This is a genomic window from Sphingobacteriaceae bacterium, assembly GCA_016715905.1.
Taxonomy (GTDB): Bacteria; Bacteroidota; Bacteroidia; order B-17B0; family Aurantibacillaceae; genus Aurantibacillus.
Window position 1 is genome coordinate 245,828 of record JADJXI010000004.1, and the last position, 23,885, is coordinate 269,712.

Below are 23,885 nucleotides of genomic sequence, written 5' to 3' on the forward strand. Positions count from 1 at the left end.
TGTAACCTTTTTGGAATTTAGAATTATTTTATTTAGTCACATTTAAAAAGACAAGAAAAAATGGCAGGTGGTAAAGAAACCCCAAGGCAGAAGATGATTGGTATGATGTACTTAGTACTCACAGCTCTTCTAGCCATGAATGTATCAAAAACTATCCTCAAGGGTTATGTACGCGTGAATGAAAGTATTGTTCGCGGACGTGAAAATTTAGAGGAAAATAATAAGCGGATTACTCAGGCTTTCGAAAACACAATTGCTGGTAATGCTGCAGCTTTGCCTTATTTTGAAAAAGCAAAAGTGGCACAAAAATTAATTGATGAAGCTAAAAAATACGTGGATGCTGTAAAGCTAAATGTTATTGGAGCTTCTGAAGCAACTACTCAGCCGGACACCGTGCATTTGAAATATGCACAACGTATTGATAACTATGATGATCCTTCACGCGTATTAGGTATCGCTGAACCATCAGCTATGCAAGACGGTTCTCTTACGGCAATGGAAATGAAAGGGAAGTTGAATAAAGTAAGTGCCGATTTATTGGCCTTATTGGAGAGCATGAAAAACGACCCTAAGACTAAATTATTAGATGATGATTACAATAACTTAAAGAAAAAGATCTCTGATTTAAAGCCTACCGAAAGTGGCGCTGAAGAAGATGGTTTAAAAATGACATATGAGATTGAGAATTATTATCATATGCCAATGGCTGCCGTTGTTTGTAATTTGAACAAAACTGCAGCTGATTTATCTAACTGCGAAGCAGAGATATTGAACGTTTTCTCAGCTGCGAGTGGTAAAATCTCTATCAAGTTTGATAATTTAAAAGCAAGGGTTATTGCGCCAAGTTCTTACATACAAGCCGGCCAGCAATACACTGCGGATATCTTTATTGCCGCCTCATCTAGCAAAATTTCTAAAGAAGACATGAAAGTTTATATCGGAATAGATTCTGCTGAGGCAGCTGCGGGTAAAACCGGAGACGAAGTTCCAATTGAAGCAGGTGAGGGTAAATTATTAAGACCAACAAGCGGACAAGGTGAACAAACCTATTTCGGGGTTATTAAATATAAAAACCCGAATGGTTCTTTCAAGTATTATCCATTTACGCAATCATACATGGTTGCTGCTCCTGCTGTAGCTATCTCAGCTGATCAAATGCGTGTATTTTATGCAGGTGTTGAGAATCCGGTTTCTGTTTCAGCTGCCGGTGTATCTCCTACTGATATTCAGATTTCCGCTTCAGGTGGTGGCGCAAAGTACGTATCTAAGGGTGCGGGAAAATATGTATTTACTTTTACCGGAACTGGTACTTGTAATATTTCTGTTTCTGCTAAAGGAAAGTCTCAAGGTCCGGCAATTCCGTTCCGTGTAAAACCACTTCCAAAACCGGATATAAAAATTGGTGGTACTTTTGCCCCGGGCGAAATGAAAAAAGGTGCTTTAGCTATGGTGGCCGGATTAGGTGCCGGTGCTAATGGATTTGATTTTCAAGCAAATTATATTGTTCAAAGTTGGGAAATTGTTGGTAAAGTAAGAGGTAAACCAATGGTTGCTTCCGGAAACGGGTCTAACTTAACAGGTGAAGCCAGATCAATCCTTAGTGGTTGCGATGCGAACCAAAAACTCTTTATTGATGCCAAAATTAAAGGTCCCGACGGAAAAATGCATAGTGCAACTGTTGGTATTAAGGCTATGAGATAAAGTTTTAAATAACTGATTATGAAAAAAATCAAACATATCATTTTTGCTACCTTAATCGTACTTTTCGTAAGTCCGGTTATGGCTCAGCCAAGTGTATTTACTCCCGGTGATTATCGTGACGGAGTTTACGATAAGGAGAATTCTGTTAACAGAAGACCAATTCCTTATACCCACCTTCGTCAGGCAGATGTAACCTGGCAAAAAAGAGTTTGGCGTAAAATCGATATGCGCGAAAAAATTAATCAGCAATTATATTACCCGCTTGAATTAAGCACTAGTAGAATTTCATTATTACAGGTACTTGTAAAGTATGTATTGTCTGGGGAAATAATGGCTTTTAATCCAATTAATGATGAATTCCTTATTCCTATGGAGAGATCTGAAATAAGGGATAAATTAATTGAAAGAGAAGATTCTAGTGAGGTTGAACAGTTTGATGCAGACGGTAACTCATTTTACACCAAAATGCCGGGTATTGTAGATTCCACTTGGATGTATAGAAATTTAACCGACGTTGAGATTAAAGAAGATTGGTATTTTGATAAACAAAAATCAACTTTGGAAGTGCGAATTTTAGGCATGACTTTTAACGCATCTAAAAAAGGGAAGGAAGAAATTGGTGGAATTCCACAATTTTCAGTTTATTTCCCGTCATGTCGTAAATTTTTAGCTAAACACGAGGTGTTTAATGTTAAAAATGATAGTGAGCGCCGTACATTTGATGATATTTTTTGGAAAAGACAATTTTCGAGCTTTGTTACGAAAGAATCAAACGTATACGATCGCGATATTAATTTCCACGCAAAAGGTTTAGAAGCTATTCTGGAATCAGATCGCGTAAAAGGTGATATATTCCGTTGGGAACATGATTTGTGGCATTTCTAAGCTAAATTTAAAGAATTATTAAAAGCGATGGAATCATCGCTTTTTTTATTGAATTATCAGGGCTCAAATTATAATTAAATAATATCTTTGCTTCAATAAAATTATACCAATGAAATTAAAACATTTTTCAATACCTATTGCATGTTTAATGATTCTGTTTTCGTGTAGCGAGAACAAAGAAAGTGAAACCATTCAGCCTACCGAAGAAACAGTGGTAAAGGATACAACTCCGGTTACGGTGGATGATACCACAAAATTTAAATTTGATTTTGCAATAGCAAATATCCCTTCTCCTGTAAACAGTTTACAGGACCTAGGTAAATGGGGAATTAGTTATGATAATTCTTGTTTTAATGACGTAGCCAATATTTCTAAATACACGAATGAGTTTAAAAAGGCCGTTAATTTGGGTGTGTATAATATCGACATGTCCTATGCTATGGTTTCAGATAATGGACAAGATGTACTTAAGTATATGAAAAACGTGATGTCCTTAAGTGATGGTTTAGGGTTAAAAAATGCCGTTAGTGCAATGGTGGGCAAGCGTGCCGAATCAAACTTAGGTAACAAGGACTCTCTTTTTAAAATTATTGATGAAATTTTTGTAAAAAGTGACGATTATTTAAGGACAAATGACCGAGTTTATACGGCTGCAAATGTTTTCACCGGTAGCTGGCTCGAAAGTCTGTATATTGTTTGTAAAGTAGGTGAAACCAATCAGGATGCGGCCATACTTTCAAAAGTAAAAAGACATTTATGGGAACAGCGATTCCATTTAGGAAATCTGATCAATTTATTAAATGACTATAAAGATAAAAAGGAAACCTCGGATATTATTAATGAATTAAAGCCTATTCACGAGGAAATAAGTGCAGTGAAAGATGATAAAGACATGAATGACTCAAAATTAAAAAGCATTGCTGATAAAATCATTTTATTAAGGAATAAAATGACAAATTAATATTGGCTAATGAATTAGAGCCTTACAGTGAAAATCATTGTAAGGCTTTGTTTTTTAAAAAGGTTAAATATTCTAAAACATAGTATCCTTATTTCAATCATTCTTATATTTGTTAATACCGATATTCCAAATGAAAAACGCCCTCTTATATACTTTGCTTTTGATTCCATTTCTGATTATTTCTCAGAAAAAAGAGAAGCAATTCAATAGTAAAATTATTGGCACTATTTCCAATTATAACGGGAAAACTTTGTATTTACACCATTCATGGAATGACCAAGTATTTAGTGATTCTGTTAAAATAGTGGAAGGAAAATTCACTTTTAATTTAAAAAACAGCGAACCGGATTTATATTGGTTCAATTTGAGCCCATATCCTAATGTTGCGCCCAATCTTCAATTTTTTGTAGATCCTGGAAGTTTAAAAGCAAATTTAAATGCCGATTCTTTAATTTATTCAAGTGTTGAAGGGGGGCCTACGCAAAACGACTATCTGGAATATAAAAAGCTTATCAATAGTTTTGTGGCAACCCAAATGAAAATGCAAAGTGATTACACCGAAGCCATGCAGAAAAATGATATGGTTGCTGTAGAGAAAATTAGAGGTAACTTTCAAAATCTTAATACGCTATTTATTACCGGAATGACAGATTTCGTAAAATCACATCCTAAATCAATTGTGAGCGGATATGTGGTGTTTTCTGATATGAATAATCCGGCTGTTCCATTTGAGAACGTTGTTACAGCCTTGGATGCAATTGATAAAAGTATTCAGGATACTAAATTTGTGAAGGCTGCCACAAAACGTGTTGATGGAATGAAGGGTTCTATGATTGGATTTAAAGCAACGGATTTTAGCCAGGCTGCCCCCAATGGAAAAATGATTAAACTTTCTGACTTTAAGGGTAAATATGTATTAGTTGACTTTTGGGCGAGTTGGTGCGGGCCTTGCAGAATGGAAAACCCGAATGTTGTAAATGCCTACAATAAGTACAAGGATAAAAACTTTACAGTATTAGGTGTATCGTTCGACTCTAATAAAGAGAAGTGGCTCGATGCTGTTAATAAAGATAATCTAACCTGGGACCAAGTAAGTGATTTAAAAGGGTGGGGGAATGAAGCCGGTAAATTATTTGGGATATCCAGTATTCCTCAAAACTTATTGCTTGATAAAGATGGAAAAATTATCGCAAAAAACCTAAGAGGAATAGCGCTAGAAGAAAAATTAGCTGAAGTATTAAAGTAAAATATTTGCAAAACATAAAAGAACCATGAAAAGAAAAGATCTATTTGCGTTTTTATTATCATTCACTTTCGCAGTGAATTTGATTGCACAAAATGAAAATGAACCAATTGTTATGACCATTAATTCAAAACCTGTTACTAAAGCAGAGTTTGAAGCCGTTTATAAAAAGAACAATGGCAAGGAAACAAAAAGTAATCCTAAATCAGTAAAAGAATATGTTGAATTATTTTCTTTGTTTAAAAGCAAAGTTTATGAGGCAGAATCGTTGGGTTTGGATACGCTTTCTACTTTTAAAACAGAATTAGGCGGTTATAGAAAACAATTAGCAGCTCCATATTTAACAGATAAAAATACAAATGAGAATTTATTGACAGAAGCTTATGATCGATTGCAATGGGAAGTTAGAGCAAGTCACATTTTAATACGAACGGAAGAAGCCGCATTACCGAAAGATACTTTAGAATCTTATACTAGAGCGATTGCTATTAGAAACGCAATTAATGGCAAATTGCCTTCTGCGTCTGAAATTGCGAGTTACGAAAAATTATTGCGAAACTCTTCTGAGGTTGCTAAATTACTCAAAGGTAAAGATAGTACGCTTTATAAATTAAAATTGTCTACGGTTAAAAATTTAGCCGATTATTATACTAAGGCACAGGATAAATTTGCAGGTATTGCTGTTAAAACAAGTGATGACGCTTCTGTAGTGGATAACAAAGGCGATTTAAACTATTTCTCGGCATTTGACATGGTTTATCCTTTTGAAAACGCAGCATTCAATACCAAGGTTGGAGAGCTAAGCCCAATTATTCGTTCTAAATTCGGATATCATATTTTAAAGGTGTACGACAAACGCAAAAGCCGCGGTGAAATTACTGTTGCTCACATTATGGTGAAGTTAGCAAAAGATGCTTCTGAACAGGATAAAGCAAACGCGAAAACAAAAATAAATGAATTAAAGGATAAATTAAAAACATCTTCGTTTGAAGAAATTGCACGTCAGTTCTCAGATGACAAACAAAGCAGCGACAGAGGAGGACAGTTGGCTCCATTTAAAGGCGGAAGATTACCAATGGAATTTGAAAACGCAGCTTTTAATTTAAAAAATGTAGGTGATGTTAGTGAACCGGTTCAAACACCTTATGGTTGGCATTTGATCAAAAAACTTGATTTAAAAACACTTCCTTCTTTTAACGATATGAAAAGTGAATTGAAGTCGAGAGTGAATCGTGATAGCAGATCACAAATGGGTAGAACGGCTCTTATCGCACGTGTGAAGAAAGAAAATAATTTCAAGGAAAATTTAAAAAACAGAGACGAGTTTAATAAAATCTTAGACTCAACTTATTTACAGGCCACCTGGAAAGCAAGCCGCGCTGACAAATTAGGGAATAAAGAGATATTAAATATAGGTGGCAAAAGCTTCACCCAAAATGATTTTGCAAAATATTTGGAAAGTCAAATAACATTTAGAAGTCCTACAGATGTGATTGAACTTATGCGTTCCATGTACAAATCCTGGGTAGAAGAGTGTGTGGTTAGCTATGAAAATGGTTTACTGGAGTCTAAATACCCTGAGTTTAAAAATTTATTACGCGAATATCGTGATGGTATATTGTTATTTGACTTAACCGATCAAAAAGTATGGAGTAAGGCAGTAAAAGATACAGTAGGTTTAAAAGAGTATTACGAAAAAAACAAAAATAATTATTTATGGAAAGAACGTGCTGACGTTACGATTTATAAATGCGCAGACGAAAAGGTTTCTAAAAAGGTTAGAAAATTACTGAAAGCTAAGAAAACAGAGCAGCAAATTTCTGATGAAATAAATAAAAGTTCTCAATTGAATTTGAACATCACTACTATTACTTATCTAAAAGGTGAAAATAAAGATGTGGATGCCAATTGGAAAGAAGGAATTGTTGCTACGGATATCCACGATTCAAATGAAAATAAAACATTAGTAATCATTGTGAATAAAATTACCCCGCAAACTCCTAAGTTACTGAACGAATGCAGGGGTATGGTTACAGCCGATTATCAATCGTATTTGGAAACAACTTGGATCGATTATTTAAAAAAGAAATATGTTGTTACAATCAATAACGATGTACTTGAAACTATTAAGTAATTTAAAAAGGACGCTTCGGCGTCCTTTTTTTATGAATATTTTATGGCCATTCACTTTCTTTTCTTTTTTTTCAATTAATGCAGTTGCCCAATCATTTGAAGTCGATCAAATACAACAACTTTATCGTCCCCGACTTAAACTCGAAACAAAACATGTGTTTGATTCGGGAATACAGGATACGACAGGACTTTTCAATCAAACTGATGCCAATGTTGCATTCACCTTTCCGCTAAAAACTAAAATAAGTGCCGATTTAAAACTCGACTTGAGCAGTCTTAAGGTTAAAGACATTCTCCAGAATAGTATTCGTTTAAAGGCTTCTCAAACTATGGGGTTATTAAAGGTTGGTGGACGTCAATCTTATTTTGGTTTTGATTCTATTCCTGAAAAACAATTTATGAATGTAACCGCTGGATTTTTAGGCGTTCGGTTAACCCGAAAATACAGAGTGCTGTTTTGGTCGGCCGCTGTGAATTTGTCTGAAGAAACCAGGGTTATTTCATCTACAATTCCAAGGGCTTCCGCCATAATCGGTCAAATGCATGTTAGAGGATTACGAAAGAATTTTTTTTATGGCTTAATGCTCGCTTATAGTGATGGGTTGTTTTTACCCGCACCATTTTTTGGAGGATCAGAACCTATCGGCGAAAAATTTATATTTAATTATACCTTACCGGTGCAAATGAATTTGCAATATAAAGCTAGTCAGCAAATGAGGTTAGCGATTGGAGTTTCGGCTGAAGGATATCGCACAGGCATTCAATTTCATGGCAAACGTTTAAATATGAATTATACTTCCGGCAATTTATATGGTAATATGAGATTAAAGTTCAGTAAAACTTTTTTACTAAAGGCAGAAGCGGGTTATGTAATTTATCAGGCTTTACGTTATGATCAATTTGCGCAATATAAAAATGTATACCGCCTAAGCCCTGGTCCGTACGGACAAATTGGAATTCAAGTGCTATTTGGTAAATCAATCTGGGAAAAGGTAAGTGAAGGATTTTTACAAAATATTAATTAAAGTCGATACGATTTCATAACTTTAAAAAATTGAATAATTGTAAAATACATAGCTATCTAATAATTGTAGGGTTGATTCTATTTTCTTGTGTTGAAAGCGATAAGGAACTAAAGAAAAAAGAAGCGGCAATACTTGTTGGCGATGAGTTTTTATTAGCTGATGAAATTAAATCTTTGATTATTGATACCGGAAATCCAAAAGATACAATTGGTACTGTTAAACAAAGTGTTGATGATTGGATGGCGGAGTCGTTGCTTTATCAAGAAGCTTTGTCAAAACTTAATGAAGAGGAAATACAAATTGAAAGTCAAATTGAAAATTACAGAAAGGCATTAGTTAATCATATTTATAGTACAAAACTTATCGAAGTAAATTTAGATACTAACGTGAGTTATGGAGAAATTAAGGCCTATTATGAAGAGCATAAGGATAATTTTATTCTGAAAGATAATATTGTAAAAGTTCATTACCTAAAAGTATTGCTAAAAGCGCCGCCGTTAAATAAAATTAAAAAACTGGTTTATTCTAATCAATCGAAGGATAAAGAACAGTTAGAAGATTTATGCAGTCAATATGCAGATAATTATTTTCTAAATGACAGCACCTGGATTTATTTAGAAGATATGAAAAAGGAAGTTCCTAAACTTAAAGAACAAGATGATATTTATTTATATAAAGGAAAAGTGATTGAAGTGAGTGACGACGAGTTTTATTATTTTTTAAGATTTAATGAAATTAGAATTAAAAACAGTGTTTCTCCGTTAAATTTTGAATTAAATAACATCAAAAAATTTATTATTAATAAAAGGAAAACACAGTTATTAAAGGATTATAAAGTTCAACTTCTTGAAAAAGCCAGGGAAGAGAAGAGAATAATTATAAATTCGGAAAAATTGAAATTAAATTAATTTTTTACCTTGTAGATAACGATTAATCTCCAAAAGTATTATCGGAATTAAAATTGAAATAGCCGGTAATATGTATCGGAATCCATATACCGTTATTAATTTTACATCAATAACAAATACCAATATTGAAGTATAGGACAATACAAAAGCATGCATTAATAAATGGAGTGGTTCATATATTGTTTTATTATTTATTTGCCGCAAAAGGACAATCATATAAATAACCCAAATAATGATCCAGTGCGGACGTACCGAGAAATTTTCATTAAGCACTGATAAGTATCCTAAACAGAAAAGTGATTTTTGAAAAATATGTTGCCACGTAATATCTGGGTTTGAAATATAAATTTCAAAGAATGTAAAACTATTAATTGGAAAAAAAACGAATGAACCGCTAACTAAATAATTTCTTAATCCCAAAATTGAAACACCAAAAGTAAATGACAAAAGAATAAGTATTATTGTGCTAAAGTTTAAATGTCTTTTGAAATAGAAGTAAATGAATATCACCATCAATAATAAGGCAATTGGCCATAAGTTTGGCCTAGTCATTACACATAATCCTAGTAGTAATCCGGTTGCTATGGCGTTTAATTTGCTATTGTGAGCGAAAGTCTTTTTGCAATTATAAAAGAAAAGGGGTATTAAAACAAGCACTAAATTTTCACTCAGGAAACGGAAACTATAATATTTAAATATATCTAACAATCCAAATAAAAAGGATAAAGCTAAAAATGCAATTGCAATTCTTGAATTCATTTTGTCATTAATAGTTTTATACCAAATAAAAATGGAAATGCCAATCATAACGCTTTGTAAAATATATACCGGATTGGGGTTATTGCCGAATAAAAAAAAGCAAAACGCTAAAAAATAAGAATATAGAAATCCATTGGGATAATCATAAAGTCCCTTAACGCTTGGAATGGCTAGGCCATTTTCTTTAATGTCTATTGCAGTTTTGGCATATAATTGCCAGTCATCATTTGTTCCATTAATAATTTCTTGTAATGTGGCTTCAAAAGGATAAAGCTTGAAGAACGCGAAAACAAGGAAGAGTAGTGGAATACAGAAAGCAAAGTAAATTTCTAATCGGCTTTTCAAGGAGTTGGATAATTAAAAATAGCTTTACCAAAAAGTTTGGTTAGCAGCAAGCATTTTTTTGAGTAAAGGACAAACTCTGTATCGGTCTTCTTCGTAATAATCCCTTAATTCATTCAATTGATTAACCACTTGCTGTATACCAATTTCATCTGCCCATTTAAGCAAACCTTTGGGGTAATTTACTCCTTTAGTCATGGCTAAGTCAATATCTTCTCTACTGGCAATTTTTAAGTAGAGGGTGTCGGCAGCTTCATTGATTAGCATGCATAATATGCGAATGAAAATTTTTGACGCTTCATTTTTTGATATTTTTGAAGCCGGCAATTCAAAATCGTTATTGTAATTGTAAAAACCTTTTCCGCTTTTTCTGCCAAAGAAACCGGCTTCCATCAATCGTTTTTGAGTGAGCGAGGGTTTAAATTTAGGATCAAAATAAAATTGTGACCAAACTGTTTCAGTTACGACATAATTTACATCATGACCAATCATGTCCATGAGTTCAAAAGGACCCATTTTAAATCCTCCTATTTCTTTCATGGCTCGGTCAATGTCTGCTAAGTCAGCAATGCCTTCATCGTAAATTCGTAGAGCTTCACTGTAAAAAGGACGTGCTACGCGATTAACAATAAAGCCCGGAGTATCCTTCACTTGTACACAAACTTTTTTCCAACCGGAAATAAGTTCTTTACAAATTTGAACATGTGAATCATCAGAGGCTATACCGGGTATTACTTCAACTAAGGGCATTAGAGTTGCCGGATTAAAAAAATGAATTCCGATAACCCGCTCCGGTTTTCTGCAAGATGCAGCAATGGCCGTTATGGCTAAGGAAGATGTGTTGCTGGCTAAAATACAGGTTTCTTTTGTAATCGATTCTAATTGTGAAAATATCTTTTTCTTAACCTCTAAATTTTCAACAACAGCTTCAATCACTAAAACGCAAACCGTAAGTTCATTAATTTCTTGCGTAAACGAAATATTGTTTAAGATTTCTTTAGCCTTATTCTCATTGATTTTCTGTTTAGCAACCAGTTTATCTAAACCTGCTTTTAGGTTTTGTTGAGCTTTTTGAATGGCAGACGCGTTGTTATCTAAGATGATAACCGAATGACCAAAGGTACTCGCAACCTGAGCAATACCCAAACCCATTGCGCCACAACCTATAACTCCAATAACAGAATCTTTAAGTAACATGAAATTATTTAGATACGATAATTTTTTTGCCCGCTATTTCTTTTCCTTGATGCATTAAGTTGAAAATATACATGCCATTATTTAATTCATTTAATATAACAGAACAAACTTTATTTTCTTTTAAGGTTAATTCAGCACTTTCCTTAATTAAAACTAATTTCCCGGTTACATCATAAATATTTATTTGAAGATCTTTAATGTTCGTTTCTGAAGGAATATTAAATTCTGCTGTGTTTTTTATTGGATTAGGATACACGAAAAATCTGAAATCAGAATTTTCAAATGATTCAATACCGGTAGAAACTAAAAATCCGTTTCCTTCAGTTACAAAAGTGTAAGCAGACTCATTGTAATCATTGTTATTCAAAGTTATTTGAGCTGTTCTGCTACCTGTAGCCGTTGGCGTAAACGCGATGGAGAAGCTGAGTGTACCCGTGTTAGGTGTAACAGTAAAAGGAAAAGCAGGGAGTCCGGATACACTGAATTCAGATGCGCCAATTCCGCTAATATTTACGGAAGTAACTTTTAATGTATCTAATCCTATATTCTGAATAACAAAAGTTTTATTTAAAGTATTACCGATGTTTACAGTTCCGTAATTGGTATTATTACTTGTACTGGTGATAATAGAACCTAAAGGAATGTCATTTAAATTTCCTTGTAAATTAATATCGGGATGTGAATAAAGATGAGTTCTTAACATAAATACACCATTAACCATATCTAATGCAAAAACATTACGACTTGGAAAAAAAGGAAAGCTACCCCAGTTTCCGGAATAAGCTCCGCCGGCCCAATTATTATTATTTCCGCCGCCTTGTGGGTAGGTATCAAAGTGACCTGCAACAAATGGCGCATTTGGATTAGAAATATCATAAAGTTGAGTGCCGTCTTTATAAGCTGACCCGAAACAATAGCGATTACTCACCATGAATGGATTATGTGGTGTAGTTTGTGGAAATTGATTGAATGTGCTTAATACCTGAATATTTCCCAGGTTTGTTACATCTGCAACTTTTACAGGCAATGAAGCAGGAACCTCATCCATAAATACTAATGTTTTCCCGTCTGGCGTTAAGGCAGAAGCGTGATTATAACCCGAAAAAGAATAGGTAGTTAGAGATCCAAGCTGGGTAAATGTGTTAGTCCCGGTATTAAACTTAAAAACATGTAGTCCTTGATATCCAGCCGAAGCAAATACAGTATCGTTTCTGATAAAGGCATCATGCACATAAGTGATGAAATTATAATCTTGATTTAATCTTCTTAATAATACCGGTGCGCTTGGTGTTGCCAAACTATAAACATCCATGCTGCTCGTTGCTCCGGTGCTATATGTAACGCCTGATACGTATAATTTGTTTCCGTCAACCCAAGCAGCATGACCTCTTCTGAATAAGGCCGGATTTGAACTAACAAGGGTAACGGTTGCCGGAAGTGTACTCATATCGAATATTTGAAACCCGGTTGATCCTCCATCATCACAAACTACATAGCAATAATTACCATAAGATTTCACTTCACGCCATGTGCCATTTGAAGATGTTCCTGCATGATACGCAGATACGGTTGGTGAAAACGGATTAGTTACATCAATCCAATAGGTTCCGTTTTTTGAACAGGCAATGGCGTATTCTCTATTGGTTCCGGGTTGTGTCCAACCCCAACAGGCCGAATATTTTGAACCTGCGCCCGGTTCCGGATCAATTAAACTTGCTAACGTAAAGTTGTTGGCTGAATAAATTTGTGCCTGGCTTAAACTGCTGATTAATAAAAAAGCAAAAAGTAATTTAAATTTCATGTGAAAAATATTAATGGATGATGTTTATTTTTTTAACGGATTGTTTGTGATTGTTTTGAATTTTTACAAAATAAGTTCCTTCATTCAATAGAGCAACATTGATGTAATCGTTTATTTCAGAAATATATTCTTTTGAAAAAACGGTTTGACCTATTATATTGGTGATTTCTAATTTTGTTTTATCGTTGGAATGATATACTACAGCCAGTTTATCAGAAACAGGATTTGGATATAACATCAATTCTGCATCTGATTTTGAAGTTTTTTGAATATCGGTATGAATTAAAGCTGCTGCAGGATCTAATATAAATACTCCGTTTTGCATATCAGCCGCAATGATTAATCCGCTGGGTAAATAGGGGTAAGCTCCCCAATTCCCTCTATAATCGGCGTTGAAATAATTTCCTGCATTGGCTCCACCTTGTGGATGCGTGTCAAAATAACCGGCAATAAAGGGCGCGCTTGGCGTAGCAATATTATACATGTATAAACCGTCCTGATAAGAGCTCACATAAACAAAATCATTACCAACCACATAAGGATTGTGTGGTGTTGTTGTAAGAAAAGGTTGAAAAGTTGTTACCGGTTGAACATTGGCGAGGTTTTGAACATCAACCAATTTTATAGGTAAAGCTACAGGCACCTCATCGCAAAACACCAAATACTTTTTATTTTCTGTCATTGAACTGCTGTGGTTATAGGGCGATCCTGCATAATTGGTGTAGCTGCCCAATTCAACAAAAATTTGTGTGCTGGCTATGTATTTATAAATATGTAAACCTTGATTTCCGCAAGAAGCAAATACAGTATCATTTTTAACATACATATCATGCACATGCTGGATTGACGGATAAAAATCATTTAAGCGGGCCATTAAGAGTGGAGCAGTGGGTGTATTTAAGCTATAAACATCCATAGCAGAAAATGCCGGAGTATTTCCTGCAGTATAAGTTACAGAACCTATGTACATTAACTCACCATCAATAAATATAGTATGACCTCTTTCAAAATAACTAGTGCCGTTGTGCACAACAGTAACCGTTGAAGGTAAGTTAGTCATATCAATGATCATGAACGTGTTTGGCGAACCATCATCACTAACGATATAAGCATAGTTTTGATAAGTTTGAATTTCTCTCCAGGTACAACCTGCTTTTCCGGCTACAAAGGCGCTCACACTTGGTGTAGATGGTGTACTTATGTCAATAAAATACACACCCGAACTACTTCCAACAATGGCGAATTCTTTGTTATTGCTGGGATGCTTCCATCCAAAACAACCGGCATATCTTCGTCCATCAACACCTACACCTACTGTTCCGGTATTCGGGTGGATCATACCAACCAGGTTAATATTAAAACTTGGATAAACTTGAGATAAAGCAGCTAAGTTTATTAAAATAAATAGGGAGAAAATAATTTTTTTCATGTGTTAGAAGAAGTGACTATCTAACAAATATATTCAAATTTCTACATTAAAACAAGGCAGTTAAACCCACATGAATTTTACCGCTTCTAATGTCAAAACCATTGCCAAATTGATTACCAACGGCGTAATGCAAGGATAGAATACCTGCCTTTGTATCGAAATTAATCCCGGCCCCTGCGCTTACGGGTGTATCAGTTAAATAGGTGGCTGTAGAGTTGTTCTCGTACCAGGCCCCTTCTATAAACAATAGTAAACTGGAATTTTGTGAAAACAATAGTCTGTATTCAATAGTTGGGATTACATAGGCTGATGTGAAAATGCTTTCCTCATCAAAACCTCGCAATGTTTTGAATCCTCCAATTCTGAATAATTCATTTCTGAAAAGAGAAGATGTTGCATAAATCCCTGCGCCTTGCATTCCGAAATGTATAATATTTACGCCTTTTAACGGGATGTATGCATTAAATTCAATTTCACCCTGATATTGATCTGATTTTAATTGGGTGTTTTCATAAACCAAAGGATTGATTTTTGGGTTTCTTCGAATATTTCTTGTGCCTGCCTGAGAAGTCAAATTTAGGGTTATTCCTTTTCGCGGATTAAAACGGTAATCCACTTTTTCAATTAATACACCAAACCCATATGAATTGGTTCTTATGTCTGCATATTCGGGTAGAGTGGTTATAAAACTTAACCCATTCGTTGAAATTAAATCGGAGCTTCGCTGCTTATAAAAAACTTTGAAATTATTTAAACCTTTAAAGTAGTATTGAATCCCAATATTATTGTGTATATCAATAAAGGTGGTATCTCGTCTGTAAATTTTTAAATAATAATCGGCACCAAATGGCGTGCCTAACATGTAAGGGTAAATTATTTTCCCTTTAAAATCCTGAGTTTGACTTTGTAATCTCCTCCATTCTAAATCAAATGTTTCTCCGCTTTTAAAAACTCCATTAATTATTTTTAGTTTAACATCACCTGTGATTACCGTTTTTTTGGTGTTTGCATCGGGCAGTAAACCAACTATTCCATCAAATTGAGAAGCGCTTTTTTTGTCGAGAAACAAACGCAGTTTTGCATTTTTTTCGGTTAATCGGGTTTGAGGAGCTTGTTTTTCCAATATAAAAGGTAATTGCTTGCATTTTTGTGAAATAGAAATAATGCCTGATTCGTTATAAAGCATTCCTTCTTTTAATCCCAAATATTTAAGCAGAAATTTTTTACTTACAGAAGAATTTCCTATAACTTGTATAGAATCAATTTTGTAGGATTTGCCTGGAATTACCAGCCATTTAGCATTGATGTGATTTTGGGATATGTTTACACTATCTAATGTAACAGAAACAAAAGGAAAACCGTTATTTTCATAATGGCTTATAATTTTATTTATGTATTTAACAATACTTTTATATTTGAAAGGCTTTTCAATTTGTGATTTTTCAAAAAATCCGATTTTGGATGCCAAGCCCGGATTTAAATTTCCTAAAGCTATTTTTCCGGTTTTATACTGATCTCCCTGCTTGATGTAAGCAGTAATCTTAGAGCCCTTTTCAATTATGCTATCTGTTTCGGTTAGTAAAAAACCATTTTCACGAATCTTATTCAATACTTGTTTTACTTCGGCAATGGCAAGTTCTTTGGAGTTAAATTTCCGGGTATATTTCAGATTATCTAATTCATTTCCGTTCACAGAATGAATATGGAGGTCGAAAACCTGAGCAATAAACTGACTTCCTGGGCAAAGTAATGCGATTATTGATGCTATTCTAACAAATCTCATGAATACCATTAACGGTAAATTTAATTAATAGTATATAATTTGTACTTTAGTAATTGATTTATTTATCATTAATTTAAGGTATGAAGTTAATATATTCCATTTTCATGTTATTCGTAATCAGCAATGCTGTTTCGCAAAGTCCGATTGTTTTATCTAATAGTCAGATGCCCTCGAGTGGAGATACTTTACGATATAGCCAAGCGCTTCAAAATTCAATTGGCGATTATACAACCACCGGTACAAATATGAATTGGAATTTTTCTTCTTTGGTTCCAATTTCACAAGGAGTAAGAAGTTACAAAAGTGCATTCCAAACCCCTTATTTTATCTTTTTTCTGGGATTTAATGAATATGGTGAAAAAGTAGCCGACACCTTGGGCGCGGGCCCCATTCAGTTAACCAATTATTATTTGTATTACAAAAAGCAAAACACGCCGGTGAATGCCTATATTGCGGATGGCGCCGGTATTACTTTTAGCGGAGTGCCGGTACCAAATTATTATACCGATAAAGATGAATTGTATCATTTCCCACTTACATATCCTAAATATGATAGTACCACGTTTAAATTTGCTTCAGCCGGAAATACACTTATTCCGGTACAATATTCAAAAACGGGATACAGGGTTACTAAAGTAGACGGGTGGGGCAATATTACAACGCCATTTGGAACAGAAGCTTGTTTGAGAATAGTAACTACCCAGTATTCTAAAGATTCCATCAAAAATAACTTATTGCCTTTTCCCTTAGGGTTTAATAATTATCAACGAAGTTATCAATGGTTAACCATGAATAGTAAAATTCCGTTTTTGGAAGTGAATGGAAATCTAGTGGGAAATAATTTTACAATTACACAAATCAGATACCGAGATATTCCTCGACTAATTACAGGAAACGAAGATTTGGGTATGCTTGAACAAACCGGAACTGTTTACCCGAACCCGGTTGGAAACAACTTGTTTTTAGGAGGTCTATCTAACGGCTTGTATACCGTTGAAATATTAGATTTAAGCGGAAAACTTTTGCGTAATTCAGAAATAGAAATTAACCCTAAAGGCAATCCGTTTTATTTGGAATTAAATAACCTAAAGAGTGGGGTGTACTATATTCGATTAAGTAAAGAAACTAACAGTCAAACCTTTAAAATAATTAAAGAATAAGTTTTAAAAAAGCAATAAATCTATTAATTTAGCCCAATAAAATTTAGCCTATGTCACATCACGATGATCATCATTCAGAAGAAAAAAAACCCGTAGCGTTTACGGTACCTTTTATTTTAGGTTTAGTAACTATTACAGCTATACTTTCATTGGTTAGTTTGGGAAATCCATGTCATTGTAAAGAAAGCTGCGAAACCGAATGTTGTACGCCGGGAGCTGAGAAACATGCAGATGCTCATGGTACGGAACACGGCGAAAATCACGCAACTGAAGCAGAACACGGAGGACATTAATAGATAATATTTTTTGATTAAAAATGCTGTTCGAATGGACGGCATTTTTTTTGCTTAACGCATCAGCACCATTTTCCCAAATTCTTTGGTAAAAAACTTATCAGCACCACTTTCTCTTTTTTCTATTTGCTCACCTCTTATTTTACTCACCACGCGGTATAGATAAACGCCATTGGCAAGCCGGTCGCCATAAGTATCGCGCCCATCCCAGGCGTATTCAGTAATATTTCTGCCAATGTGTAAAAAGCCTAATTCTTCTCTGGTTATTTCCTTCACGATTTTTCCGGTAATGGTCATTATTTGAATAGTGAATACTTCCGGTATTTCACTTCCGGTTAAGGTAAATACAAATTTGGTGCTGGTTGTAAATGGATTTGGGTAGTTCATCACGTGCGTGATTGTAGACTTGTTTTGCACTTCAAATTGTACCTGATAATCTTGCATACCCGATCTATTGTTGCTTCTGTCTTTTGCTGTTACCATTAAAACATATTTACCATCGGTAATTAGCGTAGGATTATAATTAATACTGCAGCTGTTTTTTGGAACATTGGCCGGTGTAAACTGCAAATCTTTGGCAAAAAATAGCTTCTGAGGAATACTCTGTGAAGGATATAAAATACTCACATTAAACGCAGAGGTATCATTCAATTCTAAAAACTTATTTTCATCTTTTAAGCTTACTAATATGTTAGGTTTGGCAGAAACAATATCACCGTTAAGAATGCGAATACCGTCAAAAGTTACGTCTAACAACGGATTGGTGATGTCTTTGGTTACTTTAAAAGGCCAACGACCTATATTATTAAATTGATGTTGCTCTGCTTGATATTTGTTATGTCCACTGGGATTTACATAAATCCATAAGGCATTGTTACCTACTAATTGATAACTATTAATCTTTACAGTATCAATTAAAATTTCACCGGGAGCAAATGGTTTAGCTTTTAATTTATGCGGTAATGGTACAGCGTTACGATTATTATCTTCTATCCAATAGGTCACAACTAAACTGTCATTAAAGCTTTTGGTTCCAACATTTTCAATGGGGAATAAAAGAGTTACCTGATCTCCTTCTTGTAAGGTGTCATTTATACCGGCAAATCCTTTTAAAGGATTTAAAGCGCATTCAGGAGCTTCGTCATATAAAACTTGCCATTTTTTTAATTGTGGTGCTGTTGTATTTATAGGGTCTTGCATAAAAGCAACCAGTTTTAAATAGGGATAAAGGTTGGCATCAGCATACGCATCCAAATGAATTACATCCATACTGTCAATCGGAAAAGTGGCCAGGGTATCTTTTGTTCCGTTCCATTTAATTCCTACTACTTTTAAAATAGTTTGATCGCCGGGTCCCACATCTACACTTTTCACTTTCCAGTGCAAACTATTCCATTTAGAAGAAGGGCCAATAATTTCAGACGCAATGTATCCGTTTTTCCATCTAGTTTGTATACTATCGTATAACCAAATATTAGATTGTTTGTTTAATCCTTTTTCTTCGTGTCCCTGACCCGCAAGCATTCCTTTTTTTCCAAATAAAATATACGGAACAGTATCCGGAGTTGTTCTGATAGTAACAGCGCCAATACTTTCAAAAGCATCGTAAAGTGAATTCGGGTAAACGCTAATTTGTGCATTACTATCCGCCAGTTGTCCTAATGTGTAAGCCAATACATAATCATTAGGAGAAATTGAATTTAAAAAATTCTGTAGGTCTTGTTTCCAGTTTGAGTTTCCGCAATAGCTCATTTTTCCAAATGAATAATAATTGAGTGGGTTATCCTGACAATGGCAGGTACCATAAGGTCCGAATTCAACGCCGGGCACAAGATTGGCATTCACCGGTTTTACTTCTCCGCTAATAGAATCAAAAATGGCAATATTCCAACCGTTAGGTGAGCATCCCCAATTAGACATAACAATGTTGTTATAGAAAAAACTTATATTGGTTGGGGCGATATATGGGTAAAATCCATTTCTGCAGGAGATGCTGTTTTTACTATTTTCAAATGCGAACGATCTTTGCTGCTTTTTATATTTTACAAATTGAAATCCATCATTTTTAAACTGATGAAAATGTGCTTGCGCCCAACCTCTTTTTGTGTTTATAGTTTGAAAAGAAGATTCTTTCCAGATAAAACTGTTAATGGGAGATGTACTATCTCTACTCACTCTCCAGAAATAAACGGTGCTATCTGCAAATGGTAAATTCACGTTCCATTCTAACACACCGCCTTTCGAAGTAATAGAGGCGCTTTGTATCGGATTTAAAAATAAATCATTGGTGTCTAATTGAAAGATGTATTTTGCCGAAGGAGCGAATGGATCGGTGGTAGAGGCCTTTAAAGTTATGGTATTAGTTTTGGGAACAACCGCATATTGATACGGATAAACAGGCAATATATCCCCACCGGGGATAAATAGATCCACTGTGCCAATAGTTGCGTTATTGATTTCTGATGTTTCTGCTATTTCATTAAAGTCATCAATCTTTACTTTAAATTTATTCAATCCGATTCCTCTGCTGAAATCAATCAACATATAAAGTTTAATGCTGTCTTTAAAAAATGGTCCGAGTTTTCTTTTATAAACCGTTAATGAATCGCCATTAGGATAATAACGATCAATTCTAACAAAAACAGAATCATGAATTGCTTTTCCTAAATTCTTGTAATTTACAATTACTCCTACCGAATCGGTATAAGTTTTTAAATCAAATTTCACATTGTTGTTGGTGAGAATATAATCAGGTTTTGTACCGTTGGTGATTTTTAAAGCCGGATCACCATGTAGTGTCATATCTAAGGCTGTATATTTTGTAAACGGATCGGGGTTTAAAGCGGTTTGTTCGGCACTCTCTTTAACGATATCTCCAATTCCACCATTATAGCTGGTAACCCCTAAGGAGCGATAAAAATTGGTAGTATAATAATTTAAAGAGTGAACAAAACCTACGGAAGTGGTTGCCAAAAAACCTATACTACCTTTTTGCGAAGCGAAAACAAATTTTTCACTAACAGATCTTCTACCGAAAATGTGTATGTTTCCGGAGTAACAAGAATTAGCAATTACAAATGGATATTTTCCGGCATTGTTATATTGATTAGGATCATCAATGGCCTGATCAAAACCATCAGAAGAACCATGACCGAAAAAATTCAATAAAGCCGCACCGTTGCTAATTGCATTTTTAATACTATCACTGATGTTTAATTGTATAGGAGCTGTTGTGTTTTTTCTGAAAGTTAAAGTATCGCCTCCAAACAAGGTATCTACAATTGTAGTACCGTAATTTTTCATGTATTGAGAAAGTGTATTGGTGAGCGGTTCATCATTACCACCTACAAAATGTAAAACTCTTTTTTTCCAATCGGCAGGGGGAGAAGACTCGTGTTGTTGAACTTTAGTTAAATAATCTACTACTTCTGCATCATTTAAAGCGGCAACGCGTCCAATGGGAATATCCGGAGCGAAGGAATTTGATAAAGAACCGGAAAGCATACTCGACAGCATGTTATCGGTGCTAGGCACACCCATAGTTGGAATTAAATTTTGTGATTGATAACCGGCAACTAAATCTTCATTTTTAATCGCTTTGCCTAATAACAATACGTATTTTGGTTTTACGGTTAAGCTATCCTTTAAATACCTTAACAAATTGCGGATAGCCATTGGATGTTTATTGTTGCCATACGCAAATTGCTCGTACAAGTGAGAAATATCTGCATTAATTACTTGGAATGCACCACCTTGTTGGCTTTCTCTGTAACTTTTATAAAACTGCGAAGAGCTTTTCGTAAATCCGTGATGAATGATAACATATGGATTATTAAATGCATTGTTTTTATAGGAAGTAAAATAACCGGTGCTGTTAACAAACTGGAGATTATTTATTTTAATGATGTTGGATTCAGTAGCAGCATAACATTTTTTCATGTCAATTCCATTAGGTATAACCACCCTTATGTCATTACCAACTTTCACTGTTCTGATTTTTTTATTATTAGTAATGTCATAAAAAGAAGCGCTATCTGAGCCATTAAAATTTAACGCAGAAAATTTATAAAATATTTTTGATCCGGCTCCATTAGGTATAAATGATGAAAACTCGCTAATATTATTAAGTGTGTTATTTTGTGGATATACGAATTGGAGGTAATAGAGATAAGTAAAGTTATCTGCACTTCCAATAGTAGGATTATTTACAGAAAGTAAAGTGAAATTGCTATTGCTGCTTAAATTTTGAGCATTAAAAGTATGTGTAGTTCTAACGGCAACGGTTCCTTTAAAAACAGTGTCTTTTAAAACTACAGGATTTAAAAACTGATCCGTATAGGAGGTACGAATGTGATGGTCGTTTGGAACTGAATAATCAATAGAGCCGCTCGCATAATTGATAAATACGGAAGCTGTAATTGGAGTTAATGTGTAATTTTCGAGACTACTAAAATTTGTGATTACCATATTTCCTTTATTGAAGAATTGGCCATATCCTTCATTATGTGTATATCGCGGGTCGGTAACCCAATAGGTATTTTCATATACACCATTGTAAGCAGTTCGACTTTTGTAAATTCTATTCGCGAAAAAATAATCCGCGTTATTATATAAAATTGAATTGGTATCAGTTTCCAAAACAAATCGTTTGTTGTTTAATTGCGTGTTTAAAGTCAGAAAGGCATAAATAGTGTCGTTGTACAAGGGTAGGTAAGGGCTGGGTACATATGTGGCATCAAAATAAACCAGCGAATCAACTTTACGGATATCATAAGCGTTTGCGTAGAACTCGATATAATCATTGAGGTTCACCTTCCCGTCGTTTTCTCCGACGATAAAAAGTGATTTCTCTTCACCACCTATAAATAACTGAAAATTGCGGGGATCAATTTGGTTCAAATCGAACTTAGAGGCTAATGTAGTTGAATCTATTCTGTAAATTCCTTCTTTGTGAATAGGAAACTTTACATATTTCTGCGTGTAATTAATCCATTCATTTCCGTATTTCTGACCGAAAACAGAAATAAATCCTAAGAAGAATATGAAACAAAATATGGCAACTTGCCTTCTCACTTGTTCATTTTTTTATTGAGATCAATTTTTAATGAAAAAATATTGGAATACAGTGCAATGGAACGATCGCCGATATCCGTTAAGGCATAATCCAAAGCGAATATCTTGTATTTAATACCTACACCGAAGTTTGGTTGAAATGTGGTGATGAATGCCGTAGCATCATCATTTAATTGTTTTTGAATATTTCCAATTCCTCCACGCAGAAAAACCACATTTTTAAAACCAATTTCGGTACCTATCGCAGGTTCCATACTCCACAAATTAGTTTTTACAACCGTATTTCTTTTCCCGTCAAAACTGTTTATGAAATTCACTTCACCTAAAACAGAAATTCTATCTTTCCAAAATAAATGTTTTGTTGAAGCTCCTAAAATTAATTTGGGGCTTGTAATTTCAAGTGAAGAACTAGGAACATCATTATTGGTTTGCTGAAATACCGCAATATCTTTATCCGATAGATTATAGCTCCAAGCATTAAATGTTCCGGTAATGTCTCTTCCCATTGCCGCAAATTTCCATTTTTTGTAAGTATACATAGCCCCGGCATCTAAACCAAAACCCCAGGCACCACCAAAATCACCTAATTTTCTTCGGATAATTTTAAAATTACCGCCTACATCTACTCCTTTTAACTGAGGAATTTTTCGGGCATAACTGATTAAAGCTGCAAAATCAACAGCATTAAAAGTGGTTATGCGATTGTAATCGATATTACCATTAGCATCCTGTAAATCCAGTGTGTTAGGAATATTATCAACGCCAAATCTTAATAAGGAAATTCCGCCAACACTGTTGGAATCAATTCGCTTGGAAACACCCAAATAATCGTATTTGGCAATCCCTGCAAAATATTCAGCATGCATAAGGGCAACCTCCATATCATTTTTTTGAGCCAGTAAACCCGAAGGGTTCCAGTATCCTGAGTATGCCCCTTCTACCGAACTGATATTTGCATTTCCCATTCCCAAAGCTCGTGCGCCAACTCCAATGTTCAGAAACTCGTTACTGTACTTCCGTACCAATTGTGCTTGAGCGGATAAAAATGCAAATGTTAAAAAAAGAAGAGATAATTTGCGCATATTCAAGTATTAAAGATAGTGAAAAATTGATTTTGTCAATAAAATAAACGGTATTAAAAGCACATTATTGTTGACAAAACACAGAAAATCCCCACCCCTTTCTTAAGATT

Annotated in this window: 16 protein-coding genes; 9 read left to right on the top strand and 7 right to left on the bottom strand. The window is 34.5% G+C overall.

Translation table 11 applies throughout. From position 1 onward, the window contains the following. Positions 1-60 precede the first annotated feature (60 nt). The 7 genes from IPM51_05280 to IPM51_05310 all read left to right on the top strand — a co-directional run bounded on the left by IPM51_05280 (position 61) and on the right by IPM51_05310 (position 8,856). Positions 61-1,701, top strand: coding sequence for a hypothetical protein (locus IPM51_05280; protein ID MBK9283716.1), 1,641 nt, complete (start codon positions 61-63; stop codon positions 1,699-1,701). An 18-nt stretch (positions 1,702-1,719) separates the two neighbouring features. Then, complete coding sequence (gene gldN / locus IPM51_05285; GenBank protein ID MBK9283717.1) at positions 1,720-2,586, top strand: gliding motility protein GldN; 867 nt, start codon at positions 1,720-1,722, stop codon at positions 2,584-2,586. A 109-nt stretch (positions 2,587-2,695) separates the two neighbouring features. Then, a complete protein-coding gene (locus IPM51_05290) occupies positions 2,696-3,547 on the top strand; it encodes a hypothetical protein (protein MBK9283718.1) in 852 nt (283 codons plus the stop codon). 130 nt (positions 3,548-3,677) lie between these two features. Next, on the top strand, positions 3,678-4,793 hold the full coding sequence (locus IPM51_05295) for an AhpC/TSA family protein (GenBank protein ID MBK9283719.1): 1,116 nt from the start codon (positions 3,678-3,680) through the stop codon (positions 4,791-4,793). A 25-nt stretch (positions 4,794-4,818) separates the two neighbouring features. Beyond that, positions 4,819-6,924: a peptidylprolyl isomerase gene (locus IPM51_05300; GenBank protein ID MBK9283720.1), complete on the top strand. Its 2,106-nt coding sequence runs from the start codon at positions 4,819-4,821 to the stop codon at positions 6,922-6,924. Between the two features lie 31 nt (positions 6,925-6,955). Further along, complete coding sequence (locus IPM51_05305) at positions 6,956-7,948, top strand: hypothetical protein (protein ID MBK9283721.1); 993 nt, start codon at positions 6,956-6,958, stop codon at positions 7,946-7,948. Positions 7,949-8,019: 71 nt separating this feature from the next. Then, positions 8,020-8,856 carry a hypothetical protein gene (locus IPM51_05310; GenBank protein MBK9283722.1) on the top strand — a complete coding sequence of 279 codons (837 nt, stop codon included), beginning with the start codon at positions 8,020-8,022 and terminating at the stop codon, positions 8,854-8,856. Here the strand turns inward: IPM51_05310 and IPM51_05315 are convergent. The 5 genes from IPM51_05315 to IPM51_05335 are packed head-to-tail and all read right to left on the bottom strand — an operon-like array spanning position 8,848 to position 16,167. Next, positions 8,848-9,960 (bottom strand): glycosyltransferase family 39 protein, encoded by a 1,113-nt coding sequence (locus IPM51_05315; GenBank protein ID MBK9283723.1) that lies wholly within the window; start codon positions 9,958-9,960, stop codon positions 8,848-8,850. The genes IPM51_05310 and IPM51_05315 overlap by 9 nt on opposite strands. 24 nt (positions 9,961-9,984) lie before the next feature. Then, positions 9,985-11,154 (bottom strand): 3-hydroxybutyryl-CoA dehydrogenase, encoded by a 1,170-nt coding sequence (locus IPM51_05320; protein ID MBK9283724.1) that lies wholly within the window; start codon positions 11,152-11,154, stop codon positions 9,985-9,987. A 4-nt stretch (positions 11,155-11,158) separates the two neighbouring features. Further along, positions 11,159-12,955 carry a choice-of-anchor B family protein gene (locus IPM51_05325; protein ID MBK9283725.1) on the bottom strand — a complete coding sequence of 599 codons (1,797 nt, stop codon included), beginning with the start codon at positions 12,953-12,955 and terminating at the stop codon, positions 11,159-11,161. A gap of 10 nt (positions 12,956-12,965) precedes the next feature. Further along, positions 12,966-14,384, bottom strand: coding sequence for a choice-of-anchor B family protein (locus tag IPM51_05330; GenBank protein MBK9283726.1), 1,419 nt, complete (start codon positions 14,382-14,384; stop codon positions 12,966-12,968). Between the two features lie 46 nt (positions 14,385-14,430). Beyond that, complete coding sequence (locus IPM51_05335) at positions 14,431-16,167, bottom strand: hypothetical protein (protein MBK9283727.1); 1,737 nt, start codon at positions 16,165-16,167, stop codon at positions 14,431-14,433. Between the two features lie 80 nt (positions 16,168-16,247). Here IPM51_05335 and IPM51_05340 point away from each other — a divergent pair, with 80 nt between their 5' ends. Both IPM51_05340 and IPM51_05345 read left to right on the top strand, forming a co-directional pair. Further along, complete coding sequence (locus IPM51_05340) at positions 16,248-17,327, top strand: T9SS type A sorting domain-containing protein (GenBank protein ID MBK9283728.1); 1,080 nt, start codon at positions 16,248-16,250, stop codon at positions 17,325-17,327. A gap of 50 nt (positions 17,328-17,377) precedes the next feature. Continuing rightward, positions 17,378-17,620, top strand: coding sequence for a hypothetical protein (locus tag IPM51_05345; protein MBK9283729.1), 243 nt, complete (start codon positions 17,378-17,380; stop codon positions 17,618-17,620). A gap of 54 nt (positions 17,621-17,674) precedes the next feature. On the opposite strand, the gene IPM51_05350 is transcribed toward IPM51_05345, so the two are convergent. Both IPM51_05350 and IPM51_05355 read right to left on the bottom strand, forming a co-directional pair. Then, complete coding sequence (locus IPM51_05350; GenBank protein MBK9283730.1) at positions 17,675-22,693, bottom strand: hypothetical protein; 5,019 nt, start codon at positions 22,691-22,693, stop codon at positions 17,675-17,677. Next, positions 22,690-23,775 carry a PorV/PorQ family protein gene (locus IPM51_05355; protein ID MBK9283731.1) on the bottom strand — a complete coding sequence of 362 codons (1,086 nt, stop codon included), beginning with the start codon at positions 23,773-23,775 and terminating at the stop codon, positions 22,690-22,692. The genes IPM51_05350 and IPM51_05355 overlap by 4 nt, the downstream gene beginning before the upstream one ends. Positions 23,776-23,885 lie beyond the last annotated feature (110 nt).